Annotated in this window: 13 protein-coding genes; 5 read left to right on the top strand and 8 right to left on the bottom strand. The window is 62.3% G+C overall.

Annotated elements, in window-relative coordinates; all coding sequences use genetic code 11:
- Positions 1–25: 25 nt before the first annotated feature.
- The 7 genes from C9I57_RS21005 to C9I57_RS20975 form a co-directional block, all read right to left on the bottom strand.
- Positions 26–1081 (bottom strand): branched-chain amino acid ABC transporter permease, encoded by a 1056-nt coding sequence (locus tag C9I57_RS21005; protein ID WP_107152551.1) that lies wholly within the window; start codon positions 1079–1081, stop codon positions 26–28.
- A 7-nt stretch (positions 1082–1088) separates the two neighbouring features.
- Positions 1089–1970 carry a branched-chain amino acid ABC transporter permease gene (locus tag C9I57_RS21000; RefSeq protein ID WP_107152550.1) on the bottom strand — a complete coding sequence of 294 codons (882 nt, stop codon included), beginning with the start codon at positions 1968–1970 and terminating at the stop codon, positions 1089–1091.
- 11 nt (positions 1971–1981) lie between these two features.
- Positions 1982–2773: an ABC transporter ATP-binding protein gene (locus C9I57_RS20995; protein WP_107152549.1), complete on the bottom strand. Its 792-nt coding sequence runs from the start codon at positions 2771–2773 to the stop codon at positions 1982–1984.
- A gap of 85 nt (positions 2774–2858) precedes the next feature.
- Entirely contained in the window at positions 2859–3965 is a 1107-nt protein-coding gene (sfnG, locus tag C9I57_RS20990; protein ID WP_107152548.1) for a dimethylsulfone monooxygenase SfnG, read from the bottom strand.
- 38 nt (positions 3966–4003) lie between these two features.
- A complete protein-coding gene (gene msuE, locus C9I57_RS20985; protein ID WP_107152547.1) occupies positions 4004–4585 on the bottom strand; it encodes an FMN reductase in 582 nt (193 codons plus the stop codon).
- A gap of 51 nt (positions 4586–4636) precedes the next feature.
- Positions 4637–5842, bottom strand: a complete 1206-nt coding sequence (locus C9I57_RS20980) for an acyl-CoA dehydrogenase family protein (RefSeq protein WP_440130230.1) — start codon at positions 5840–5842, stop codon at positions 4637–4639.
- Positions 5843–5888: 46 nt separating this feature from the next.
- Positions 5889–7127, bottom strand: a complete 1239-nt coding sequence (locus C9I57_RS20975) for an acyl-CoA dehydrogenase family protein (protein WP_107152608.1) — start codon at positions 7125–7127, stop codon at positions 5889–5891.
- Positions 7128–7507: 380 nt separating this feature from the next.
- Here C9I57_RS20975 and C9I57_RS20970 point away from each other — a divergent pair, with 380 nt between their 5' ends.
- The 4 genes from C9I57_RS20970 to C9I57_RS20955 are packed head-to-tail and all read left to right on the top strand — an operon-like array spanning position 7508 to position 11003.
- Positions 7508–8695, top strand: a complete 1188-nt coding sequence (locus tag C9I57_RS20970) for an NAD(P)/FAD-dependent oxidoreductase (RefSeq protein WP_107152545.1) — start codon at positions 7508–7510, stop codon at positions 8693–8695.
- Between the two features lie 10 nt (positions 8696–8705).
- A complete protein-coding gene (locus tag C9I57_RS20965; RefSeq protein ID WP_107152544.1) occupies positions 8706–9296 on the top strand; it encodes a HutD/Ves family protein in 591 nt (196 codons plus the stop codon).
- 27 nt (positions 9297–9323) lie between these two features.
- On the top strand, positions 9324–10073 hold the full coding sequence (locus tag C9I57_RS20960; RefSeq protein WP_107152543.1) for an electron transfer flavoprotein subunit beta/FixA family protein: 750 nt from the start codon (positions 9324–9326) through the stop codon (positions 10071–10073).
- Positions 10074–11003 carry an electron transfer flavoprotein subunit alpha/FixB family protein gene (locus tag C9I57_RS20955; protein WP_107152542.1) on the top strand — a complete coding sequence of 310 codons (930 nt, stop codon included), beginning with the start codon at positions 10074–10076 and terminating at the stop codon, positions 11001–11003.
- Between the two features lie 19 nt (positions 11004–11022).
- On the opposite strand, the gene C9I57_RS33320 is transcribed toward C9I57_RS20955, so the two are convergent.
- On the bottom strand, positions 11023–11154 hold the full coding sequence (locus tag C9I57_RS33320; RefSeq protein WP_258187753.1) for a hypothetical protein: 132 nt from the start codon (positions 11152–11154) through the stop codon (positions 11023–11025).
- A gap of 268 nt (positions 11155–11422) precedes the next feature.
- Between C9I57_RS33320 and C9I57_RS20945 the strand changes: the two genes are divergently transcribed.
- Entirely contained in the window at positions 11423–12748 is a 1326-nt protein-coding gene (locus C9I57_RS20945) for an MFS transporter (RefSeq protein WP_107152541.1), read from the top strand.
- The last annotated feature ends 38 nt before the right edge of the window (positions 12749–12786 follow it).

Here is a 12786-nt window from a genome sequence, read left to right as displayed (position 1 = left end):
AAAACTGATGCAGCACGTTGGGAGATCAGGCATCTGCTTGCCGGCCGCGCAATCGCCGGTGCGCATATCCCGCGAGTCGAGCCAGCCCTTCTGGTTCCCTGATCAGAAATACGATGACGAGTACACCGTAGATGATCTTCTGCAGGTTCTGGAGTTGGCCGGCCTCGATACCGACATGCGCGAACCATCCTGCGGCATTGGACAGCAGGATCGGCAGCAATACGATGAATGCGGCGCCGAAGAAATTGCCGCGAATGCTGCCCATTCCGCCAATGATCACGATGAACAGCACCTGGAACGACAGGTTGAGGTCGAAGCCGTGGGGCTCGACGGTCCCGAGATAGGCAAACGCCCACAGCGCGCCCGCGATGCCGAGCACGCCCGAACTGAACGCGAAGGCGAGCAGCTTGTCCTGGCCGACCCGAAATCCCATCACGCGGGCGGCCGTCTCCATGTCGCGGATCGCCATCCAGCGTCGCCCGAGCTCGCTGCGTACGAGCCTCGCGGCCACCGCGAACGTTGCGGCCACGACAGCGAGCACCAGCAGATAGTGAGTGCCCGGCGTGTCGATCCGGTGCCCCAAGACCGTCACGGCCGGCGCGCTCAGCACGCCCGATGCATCGTCGTTCGAAAACCAGCTCACGCGTGTGAAGAGCCATTCGATGAAAAACTGCGCGGCGAGCGTCGACACAATCAGGTAAAAGCCCCTGATTCGCAGGCTCGGCACCCCGAACACCGTGCCTACCGCGGCGGCAGCGAGCGCACTGAAAGCGAGATCGATCGCGAACGGCAGCGCCGGTACGCGCACCGCGAAGTTGTATGCCGTATACGCGCCGACAGACATGAACGCGGCGGAGCCGAGCGATAGCTGCCCCGCGTAGCCGGTCGCGAGATTGAGCCCGAGCGCGGCGAGCGACAGGATCAGGAATGGCACGAGGATCGCGCTTAGCCAGTAGTCGCTGCCAACGCGAGCAAGCGCAATGAGCACGGCGACCGCCAGGATCACAAGCGCGCGGCGCGGCCAAGACCTGCGCGCGAACTCGGGGCGCGTGGACAGTGGTTCAATCTGAATCGACGACATCGGCTCCTCACACACGTTCGACCGGGGTTTCGCCGAACAGGCCCGCCGGCCGGATCAGCAGGAAAAGCATCGCGAGCACGTACGGAAACCAATTCTCGATTCCCCCACCGATCGCCGTGCCGACGTAAACTTCGGCGAGTTTTTCGCTCGCCCCCACCAGCAGGCCCGCCAGGATGGCGCCGCCGATCGACGAGAAGCCGCCGATGATGAGCACCGGCAGCGCCTTCAATACGACGAGGGACAGCGAGAATTGGACGCCGAGCCGCGCGCCCCACAGCAGTCCGGCAACGAGGCTCGTGAAGCCGGCGAGCGCCCACACCGCTGCCCAGATGCGCGGCAGCCGGATACCGACAGCGAGCGCTGCTACGGGATCATCAGCGACCGCCCGCAGCGACAGCCCGAAGCGCGTGAAACGCGTCAACAGCGAGAGTCCAGCGACGAGCACCGCCGCGGTGCCGGCGGCGAAAAGGTCGAACTGGCTGACCATCACGCCGCCGATGGCGAGCGGCCGGTCATCGATACCGAGATCGAGACCATGAACCTGCGCGCCCCACAGCAGTTGGGCCCCGCCTTCGATAATCAGGCTCAGCCCGAGCGTCGCCATGAACAGCACGATCGGTGGCCGGTTGACGAGCGGCTTCAGGACCCATTGGCCGATTGCGAGCGCGATCGATGACAATGCAATGAGCGTGAGAGCGAATGCAAGCCACGGTGCCACGTGCCGCTCGATAAGGCTCACGAACGTGAGCGCGCCGAACAGCACGAGCGCGCCCTGAGAAAAATTGAATACGCCCGACGCCTTGTAAATCAGCACGAAGCCGATTGCGACAAGCGAGTACATGACGCCGGCAAGCAGTCCGCCCACGAGCACTTCGGTGAAGAACGTCATGATGCGGTCCCTCAATGTCGCGTGCCGAGGTAAGCGGCCAGCACGTCTGGGTTCGCGCGCACCTGCGCCGGCGCCCCATCGGCGATCTTGCGTCCGTAGTCGAGCACGATGACGTGATCGGACAGGCTCATCACGACGCCGATGTCGTGCTCGATCAGCACCACGGTTAAGCCGAAACGCGCATTGGCGTCGCGGATGTAACCAGCCATTGCGCGCTTTTCTTCCGCGTTCATGCCGGCCATTGGCTCGTCGAGCAGCAGCAGCCGGGGTGCGCCGGCCAGCGCGCGTGCGAGCTCGACGCGCTTGCGGATGCCATACGGCAGCGTGCCGACCTCGGTCTCGCGATAGCGCTGCAGATCGAGCGCATCGAGCACCGCTTCCGCATATCCGCGTTGCTCGGCATCATCGCGGCGGGCGGCGGGCATGCCGAGCGTCTGCGCGAGCCATCCGCCCCGCCTGTGAAGGCTGCGCCCGGTCAACACGTTGTCGAAGACGCTCATCCGCGCGAACAGCGCGATGTTCTGGAACGTGCGGCCGATTCCCGCGCGCGCGGCGACGTACGGGGTGATACGCGGGTACTCGCGGCCGTCGAAATGCAGCGTCCCGCGTTGCGGCCGATAAATGCCGCTGATCACGTTCAGCAATGAGCTCTTGCCCGCGCCGTTCGGACCGATCAGCGCACTGATGCGGCCCGCGACGACGTCAAAGCTGATGTCGGTCACGGCCGGTACGCCGTTGAACGACAGCGAGATACGATCGAGCGACAGCAACGGCCGCGCGTTCGTCGGGGTTGAAAGCTTCATCGGAGATCCGTTAGGTGAAGGAATGGCTGGAATGGCGAAACGCGCCGCGGCAGCGTGATGCCGCCGACGGCCGCGGGGTTCCGCCTTAAGCCGCGGCCTTCTCGCGCTGCCGTGCTTCCAACTCGCGCACGAGCGGCAGCACCTTGTTGCCGAAATACTCGACTTCCTCGACGAAGTGCAGGAAGCCCGCGAGGACGAGATCCACGCCGATGGACTTCAACTCGACGATCCTTTCCGCGATCTGCTCGGGCGTGCCGATAAGATTCGTACGGAAGCCGTCGTTGTACTGGACCAAGTCCTCGAACGTCGATTTCGCCCAGTTGCCCTCCCCTTCCGGCGATGCCTTGCCCGCCTGCTTGACCGCATCGCCGAATGCGTTGACCGCTTCGACGTGTGCGTTTTCGATGATGTCATCGAGCACAGCCTTCGCTTCTTCTTCGGTATCGCGCGCGATGATGAACGCGTTCACGCCGATCCGCACCTGATGATTGTTTTTCGCCGCCTTAGCCTTGATGTCGTCGATCTGCGCCTTCAGGTTCTCCGGCGTGTTGCCGTTCGTGAAGTACCAGTCCGAGACACTCGCCGCGTTGTCGCGTGCCGCGCGGGAGCTTCCTCCCTGAAAGATCTCGGGATGCGGCTTCTGTACCGGCTTCGGGCTCAGCGTGTAGTTTGTGAAGCGATAGAAGTCGCCCCTGAATGTGAAGTTGTCCTGCGTCCAGATGCCTTTGAGCGCCTGAATGAACTCCTTCGAGCGGCGATAGCGCTCGTCATGCTCGAGCCAAGGCTCCCCGATCGCGGTGAACTCGTCCTTGAACCAGCCGCTGACGACATTGATCGCGATGCGCCCATTAGAAATATGGTCGATCGTGGCCAGCTGCTTCGCCACGACGGCCGGGTTCCACGGGCCTGGAAGAATGGCCGCGAGCACCTTCAATTTCGTCGTGGCATGCAGCAGCGCCTGGCTGAAAGAAACCGACTCGTGCTGGTATTCAGCGCCGTAGCCCGCCGTGAACCGGATCTGGCTCAATGCATACTCGAATCCCGCACGCTCCGCCGTTTGCGCGAGCTTCTGGTTGTACTCGAGGCTCCAATCCGTGCGCTGCTCGATCGTGCTGACGACGAGGCCGCCACTCACGTTCGGCACCCAGTAGGCGAATTTGACCGCATCGCCCGACGATGTGTTGTTGCTCATGGAAATGTCCCGCTGATCTAGAGTCAAGAGAAACGCACTTACGCGGCGAGTGACGTCGCCTCGCGGGATGTATCCGCGGATCGAGCCGCGAGCGCAATCGGCAATGCTCGCGTCACCGCAAGGTCGATGCGTTCGAGCAATGCATCGCTTCCGATGTCGTAGCCGCTGAAGTCCTGCTCGGATGCATAGACGCCGATAGGCAGGGTGCGCGCCTGGAAGAAGCTGAAAAGCGGACGCAGTTGATGATCGATGACAAGCGCATGCCGGTCGCTGCCGCCCGTCGCCGCCAGCAGGACGGGCACGTCGATCAGCGCTTCATGATGGACGAAATCGAAGAGATGCTTGAAAAGACCCGTGTACGAGGCGCGGAAAACAGGACTCGCCACGACGAGCAGATCCGCGGATTCAATCAGGCGTATTTTCGCTTCGATGTCCGCCGGGAGCTGTGTGCGGTACACCGCCCCTGCAAGCTGAGGAGCAATCTCGCCAAGCTCGATCAGATGAGTCTCGATCGGTAGCGCCTTGCCGAGTGTACGCAACAGTGCCTTCGTCAGCACCAAGGTGCGCGAGGGGCGTTGCAGCCCGCCCGAAATGGCAACGACGTTCAATTTACTGCTCATAATTGGGGCTCCTAAATTGTGAATTAGTTGATTTCGAGGAAACGAGCAATGTCAGGAATAGAAGGACGGCGTGGGGAACCGCTCGTTGAGCGCCCAGTCGCCGAGCTCGCGCACCTTGTAGTCGAGCGGGTCATGAAGCGTATGGACGCGCACGTTGCGCCAGTACCGATCGAACCTCAGCCGGGCTGTGGTCGCACGCGGGCCCGTGACTTCGAACATCCGATTCGCAACGTCGAGCCCCGCCCGCGCCGCCGACACCTTCGCGGCCGCCACGGCGATAGCAACCTTGCCGCGTTCGCTTTCCGTCAGCGCGGTGCCGCGTTGCCATGCTTCGTCAAAGAGATCGGCAGCCCGATCGGCCAGTAGCCGCGCACCTTCGAGCGCAAGCCAGAAATCGCCATAATGCGCAAGCACGTATGGATCCTCGCGAACACTGAGTGCCGGCGATGCGACCCAAGCTCGCCCGCTCTTCAGCGTGAATTCGTGAGCCTCATGCAAGGCACCCACGCCCAGCCCCAGATAGATATTCGCGAGAATCAGTTGGGCGAGCAGCGGCCGCAGACAGGCAAACGGTGTCGATAACGGCCCTGGGTCGAGCAGCAGTTCGCCTCGCTCGATTTCGACATTATCAAAAACGACCGTTCCGCTGTCTGTTTGACGCTGGCCCATGTTGTCCCAGTCGTCGATGACCGAGATGCCTTTTCTCGCAGTCGGCACGACGGCAATCAGCAGGCGTCCGTTCGAATCGAATGCCGACGCGAGCAATCTGTCCGAATCGGCCGCCCCCGAGCAAAACGTCTTACGTCCTGTAAAGACATAGCCGCCGCCCGAGGCCGGCTCGCCGGGGGTTGCCGTCGTGCCCCTGTCGAGTGGATTGAGCGCATTACCCCAGAACCAGCGGTGCTCGACGGTTTGCTCGAGCCACGGGCGCCACTGCGCAGGTTGTCCGAACAGGCGCGCGGTGGCGAGCAACAGGTGATGAAAGGCGAACAGATGTGCGATCGAGCTGTCGACGCGCGCGAAGCGGCGAACGACGTCGAGTGTCGAGCGCCAGTTGGCGTTGAACCCTCCGAGGTCGGAGGAAACCGTGAGGCTCAGGAGCCCGCTGCTGCGTAGAAGATTTCGCTCATTGATGGCCGTCCCCCCAGCCTCATCACGAGCCGCCGCCGTTTCAGCGAGCGAGTTCGAAACGGCCTCCACGACATCGCTCCACGGTGGCGTCATTGTGTTCGTGGAATCGATAGAAAGAAGTGTCATTGACGCATGCGGAAAATGGTTGATGGGCTGCTCCCGGCGGAACCTACTACGACTTGCCGTTGCCGATCTGCCAGACGTATGGCGGCTCCGTGCGATTGATTTCCCACGCGCCGATGATGCGCTCCTTGTAGATGATCGGATTGTGCGATGCCACTGTCCGGGCGTTTCGCCAATGCCGGTCGAGCAGCCTGGACTCGCTTGTCCCGGAGGCGCCGAGCGCATTGAACAGTTCGGTTGTCGCTTGAAGGACGAGTGACGCTACGGCAATCTGACCTCTCGCGGAGTCGAGCTCCGCCGCGATATTCGCATCGCGCTCCTCCCGCTCGTCGCCACCGAAACGCGCTTCGTAGGCCCGCTGTGAGGCCTGCGCCGCTCTGACCGCCGTCGCGTCAGCGGCAAAAACCTTCGCCGCGACCTGTCCGACGACCTGTTGAACCTGCACGTCCTGGCTAATCGACGACGCGTTTCCGTGGCTGTAGACGCGTCGGCGCTCGCGCACTTCACGCGAAATGTCGCGTAACGCTGCGCGCCCCGCTCCCGCGATAGTCGCAAGCAGGACCAGTTGATAGAACGCCGTCTGATATTTGAAGCGCGTCGAAAAGTCGATGATGTTCTCTTCGTCGACTTGCGCGGCTTCGAATACCGTCGTTCCACTGCCTGTCGTACGTTGCCCGAATCCGTCCCAGTCGTCGGTCGTCCTCACGCCCGGCTGATGCGTGCTCACGGCGGCAATCACGTCGGTCCCATCCGGGTCGCGGCGCGCATAGACGTCGATCCAGTCCGCAAAGATGCTGCCCGTCGTGTAATACTTCGTTCCATTGACGACCCAGCCGTTTCCGTTGCGCGAAACACGGGTGATAACATCGCCGATTGCCACATCACCCACCTCCGTCCACGCATTGCCGAACGTCTCACCAGCAACGAAACGCCGGAACCATGTGTCGCGGTTCGCGCTTACCGGCGCATTGAGACGATCCTCGACGAAAGCGAAATGACCGCGCAGTGCCTGCGGCAATGCCGTGTCCGCTTCGCCGAGCTCGATAAGCAATTGCACGAGTTGCGGTAGCGACAAGCCCGCACCACCATACTCGACGGGGACTCGTACCGCGCCGAAGCCGGCCTGCTTGAGCCAGGCGATCTGCTCATGGGGAAGCGTGCGTTCCCGTTCGCGCTCTATTGCGCCTTCGGCAATACGGTCGAAGATCGGGCGAAAACGCGAAGCGACCTGCTCGTAATCGGCACCTCGCGAGAGAATGGGCGCATCGTTGGAGTGGGAAAAAGTCATGGAATGCATCGGCGTGAGTTCAAAGTGAGAGCCCGTCAAAACGACTCTTCGCACAAACTATCAGCGATCCGCGGCGCGACCAAACGAGGCTTTGGAAGAAGGTTATTCCTTCGGACAACGAATCGATTTCAGCGTGAAAATGATTTAGTAATCGCGGGGCACGCTGTATCGGATCGATTCAAACCCGCCCTTCGATATCGCATGTTCGGGTAGCGAGGAGCGACTCGTCATCAACGCGCAGAACTGCCAGAATCGCGGCGTCTCGCGTCTCGTGATGCTGAGCTTCGCTTCTGCTAAGCATCGATTCTGCTTATATTCTCGCGCCCCGGATTTCCTCGCCTCACACTTCGCCCATGCCTTGATCGAAAAGGGAATGGACCGTGAATACTTATGACGTTGTTGTGATTGGCGCCGGTGTCGTTGGCAGCTCGGTGGCTTTCCAACTGTCCAAATTGGGCGCGAAGAATGTCCTGGTCCTGGATCGCGGAACCATCGGTGCGGGAACGACCTCGCAATCGTCGGGCATTCTGCGGACCCACTACTCGGTCAAGGAGAACGTCGAGCTAGCCCGCAAATCGTGGGAGGTGTTCAACGATTTCGCGGCGTACCTCGGTGACGACGAAGCCTCATGCGGCCTCGTAAAGTGCGGCTATATGATCGTGGCGAGCGAGGGGGACAAGCTCGAACCGCTGCGCGCGTCGCTCGCCCAGCAGAAGGATCAAGGCATTCCGCTCGAGTTGCTCGATGCCAAGCAGGCAAACGAACTGCTGCCGATTGCACGGTTCGACGATGCGGCGCTCATCGGCTATGAACCGGAAGCCGGCTTCGCCGATGCGTATCTCGTGGCCACGAGCTTCGCACGCGCCGCGCGCCGCGGCGGCGTGACGGTTCGGGAAAACGTCACGGTCAACAAGATCCTGTTCGATAACAAGAAGGTTGTCGGCGTATCGACCAACATCGGCGATTTCGCCACTTCGACGGTCATCAGCACGCAGAACATTTGGACGCCCGAGCTGGCAGGCTGGACGGGGCGCGATCTCCCGCTCATGCCCGAGCGCCACGCCGTGCTCGCGCTCGAATGCGAAGCCGCCAAGTACACCTATTCGATGCCCGTCTTCAAGGACCTTGCATCGACCGGCATGCTCTATTACCGCAGTTACGGCGGCAACCAAATGCTCGTCAGCGAAGGCGTCGTCGGTGAGCGGCTCAACACGGCCGAAACCGAGCAAGGCGATATTCCGATGGATTACGTCGTCGACGTAGGCGCGCAAGTGGCGGAACGCTTCCCCGAATACGAGGCGGCCGGTATCGCGTCGTCCTGGACAGGCGTGTATGACGTCACGCCCGACTGGAATCCCGTGCTCGGCACGCTTCCCGGCATCGAAGGCCTCGTCGTGGGCTATGGATTTTCCGGTCACGGTTTCAAGCTCTCGCCAACGGTTGGCCGGGTTCTCGCGCAAGAAGCGCTCGGCCTGCCCACTGACGTTTCGCTGAAGCCGTACTCGATCGAACGCTTTACGACGGGCGAATTGTTGACGGGTAAGTACGGCCTGGGCGCCGTGTCTTGAGAGGCGAACGATGTCTGCGATCGAGATCCGTCCGCTCTACGCAGTGCCTGCCGAACCATGGCGAAACGGCGGCGGAATCACGAGAACCCTCGCGGCAAAAGATGGCGAGTGGCGAATCAGTCTCGCCGAGGTCGAGCGCGATGGCCCTTACTCCCGCTTCGACGGCATCACGCGCGTTTCTTTCGTCGTGCGCGGCAGCGGCGTGACGCTGCGTCATGAAGCGTCGGCCGTCGTGCTGAAGCCGTTCGAGGCCGCCGAGTATGACGGCGGAACGACATGGCATGCAAGCCTCGCGAATGGACCGGTCACAGTATTGAACGTCATGAGTGCGTCTGGCCGGTATCGCGCGAAAGTTCTTGCGATCGGCGAGGCGACGATCGTTCCGCCCGGTTGTGCCGCCGTCGTAATTGCGCTCGACAGCGCGTGCAGCTATAGCGATGAGCCGACCTCGACGGCCGGCACCGTCGAGCCGGGGCACGCGATGGTCGTGAATCTAGTCGATGGGCCTCTGCGCCTTACGCCTGCCGTGTGCGCGTCAGTGCCAGCTCATGAGATCAGGCCGCCTGTGCTCGTCGTCATCGAGCGGGCCGTCATTCGCTGAACGATTGAAATAGTGGGGATTGCAAAAATGAAGGTGATTACGGCAGTCAAGCGCGTTGTCGATTACAACGTCAAGGTTCGCATCAAGTCAGATCAAAGCGGCGTCGATATCGGCAACGTAAAAATGTCGATGAACCCTTTCGATGAGATCGCCACCGAAGCGGCGACCCGCCTCAAGGAAGCGGGCAAGGCGACGGAGGTCGTCGCCGTCTCGTGCGGCATCGCGCAAAGCCAGGAAACGCTGCGCACGGCGCTGGCGATCGGCGCCGACCGGGGCATCCTGGTCGAGACCGATGTGGAGCTGCAGCCGCTCTCCGTGGCGAAACTGCTCAAGGCGGTCATCGATCGCGAGCGTCCTCAGCTCGTCATTCTCGGCAAGCAGGCAATCGATGACGACGCGGGACAAACGGGCCAACTGCTCGCCGCCCTGCTCGACTGGCCGCAAGCCACGTTCGCCAGCAACGTCGAAATCGGCGACGGCACGGCAACGGTCACGCGCGAAGTGGACGGCGGACTCGAGGTCGTCTCTCTGCGTCTTCCCGCCATCGTCACGACCGATCTTCGCTTGAACGAGCCGCGCTACGTCACGCTGCCGAACATCATGAAGGCGAAGAAGAAGCCGATCGAAACGATCAAGCCCGCGGATCTCGGCGTCGATCCGGCACCACGTCTGAAGACGCTCAAGGTCGTCGAGCCGCCGGTTCGCAAGACGGGTGCCATCGTTGCGAACGTAGCCGCGCTCGTCGAGAAATTGAAAACCGAAGCAAAGGTGATCTGAATGCCTACCCTCGTCATTGCGGAACACGATAACGTCCAACTGAAGATCTCGACGCTGCATGCGATTTCGGCCGCTCGAACGCTGACGAACGGCATTCATGTGCTGGTTGCGGGCAGCGGCGCGCGCACCGTAGCCGAGGCGGCGACAAAGACCGAGGGCGTGGACAAGGTCATCCTCGTCGATGCTCCGCATCTTGCCGACGGCCTCGCCGAAAACCTCGCCGCACAGGTGATCGCCCTTGCGAAGGACTACACGCATATCTTCTTTCCCGCCACGGCCTCGGGCAAGAACACGGCACCGCGTGTTGCCGCGAAGCTCGACGCGTCGCAGATTTCGGACGTCATCGCGATCGACTCGGCCGATACGTTGCAGCGCCCGATCTACGCCGGCAACGTCATTGCGACCGTGCAGTCGCCGGACCCCATCAAGGTCGCGACGATTCGCACCACCGCTTTTGAAGCAGCGGCCAAGGAAGGCGGCAATGCTGAACTCGAGGAAGTCGCCGCCGTGGCCGACACGGGCTTGTCGACGTTCGTGCGCCGCGAGATTGCCGCGAACGACCGACCGGATCTGACGGCGGCGCGCGTCGTCGTTTCGGGCGGCCGTGGCCTTGGCAGTGCGGAGAGCTTCGCTCTGCTCGATCCGCTCGCGGAGAAGCTCGGCGCGGCGATCGGGGCCTCGCGCGCCGCCGTGGACTCGGGCTATGCGCCCAACGATCTGCAGGTCGGCCAAACCGGCAAGATCGTGGCGCCCGAACTCTACGTGGCGGTGGGCATCTCAGGCGCCATCCAGCATCTGGCGGGCATGAAGGACTCGAAGGTCATCGTCGCGATCAACAAGGATGCGGAAGCGCCCATCTTCGGCGTCGCCGATTATGGTCTCGTGGCCGACCTCTTCGAAGTCGTACCCGAACTGACGAAATCGCTCTGATCGGGCAGGCGCAATCGCATCACCGCGGCAGTGCGCGCACTGCCTGCAACGCCGCGGATACCATACGTTCGACCACGGGCTGGGCACGCTGAGCAAGGTCCGGCCGGTAATCGAACGGCGCGGTTTCGTCCATGTAGATCGACTGACACATTCGAGCTGCACCGCATTCACACCGGGCTCGGGCAGCCCACTCTCCATTCGCCTCACGACTTCGCACCCCATTTTTCGCGACCATGCAGAGCCGCGGCTATATGTTGGCGCACGCTCACTGTCTCTTACCATCTCGGTAAGAGCCCGTTATCCTGATGACTTTGCGCCCGCTCCGGGGGAGATGCTGCCTCTTCGCGCTGCGCGGATCGAACGCCCCTTGAACAGAGCAAGCCCGGTGTCGCAAAGACGGCGGTGACCAAGAAGGTGTCATGTCAGAGTTTCGCGAGGAATCAATTTCAGAGCCCGGCACCAGCCGGGAGCAGATGGATCGGGCCCCCCAGGAGCCCGTGCGAACCGGGCCACTCTCCGAGGCCAAGCTTCTCGGGCGGCGAACGCCACCCGCCGCCGCGACGACACACCGGCCCGCCGCGCAAGCTCTCGGCGGCTATCAATCGCTCGCCGGGCTGCTTAGCGGTTACGCGTTGCTCATCGTCGGCAACGGGCTTTTCCAGACACTCATTCCGTTGCGGATGCTGCATGCTGACGTACCAACGTTCGTCGTCGGGCTGGTGCAGTCGTGCTACTACGGAGGATTCGTGGTCGGTGCGGTATGCAACCGCCGGCTCATCGACAGGATCGGCCAGCACCGGACGTTCGTTGCTTTTTCAGCGGCCGTGGCCATCCTTGCCCTCGCGTTCAACGTCTTCGAGTCGCCCTTGGCATGGGCCCTGATCCGGTCGCTGACCGGTTTTGCGTTCATGGGACTGTATACGTCGATCGAGAGCTGGCTCAGCGGAACATCCCGGAACGAGAACCGGGGACAAATCTTTGGCTTATACGCGGGCCTCAACTATCTGGCTGTCGGAACAGGGCAATTCCTGCTGCACCTCGGCGACGGTCCCGACGGCCGCCTGTTCTCGCTCGTTGCCGCCCTGTTCGCCGCCGCGGTCATGCCCGTTTCGCTGTTCGAAGGGTGGCCAGTCCGCGTGGCCGACGAAAGCCTCGATCGCTTGCCCGCCCATAGCTGGCGCAATAGTCTTCGCTCGATGGCGCACGCGACGCCGCTTGCGATACCGGGCTGCATACTGGCCGGCTTTCTTTACAGCACGTTCTATTCGATGACGCCCGTGTTCCTCGCGCGCACGGGGTTCTCGACTTCCGAGCTATCGACGTTCATGGGCGTGGCGCTAATCGGTGCACTCATTCCGCAGTGGCCGATGGGACGGCTGTCCGACCGCATCGACAGGCGGCGGCTCGTCTATACGACGGCGCAGATATCCGCGGGTCTTAGCCTCGTGCTCGTTGTTCTTCATGTGCCCGCGATCGTCTGGGTTGCCATGCTCGCGTTTGTCGCGGTGACGTTCACGCAATATGGTTTGATCGTCTCGCACGTCAACGACCGCACCGAACCACACCTGCGCGTGGCGGTCTCCGCCACGCTTCTGTTGCTGTTTTCGGTCGGCGGCCTGATCGGCCCCGCTATCGCTTCCCTGCTGATGACTGTCATCGGCCCGAGCGGGCTCTTTGTCTTCAACGCCCTCTCGAGCCTGTTGATGATGCTGAGCGCGAAGCGGGCCCTGCGGGCGATCCGCTAGGTGAGTTACTCACGAGGGTAGCGCCTGCCGATGGGACC

It is taken from the genome of Trinickia symbiotica (genome assembly GCF_003028655.1).
GTDB lineage: Bacteria > Pseudomonadota > Gammaproteobacteria > Burkholderiales > Burkholderiaceae > Trinickia > Trinickia symbiotica_A.
This window is presented reverse-complemented; position numbering and strand designations above follow the sequence as displayed.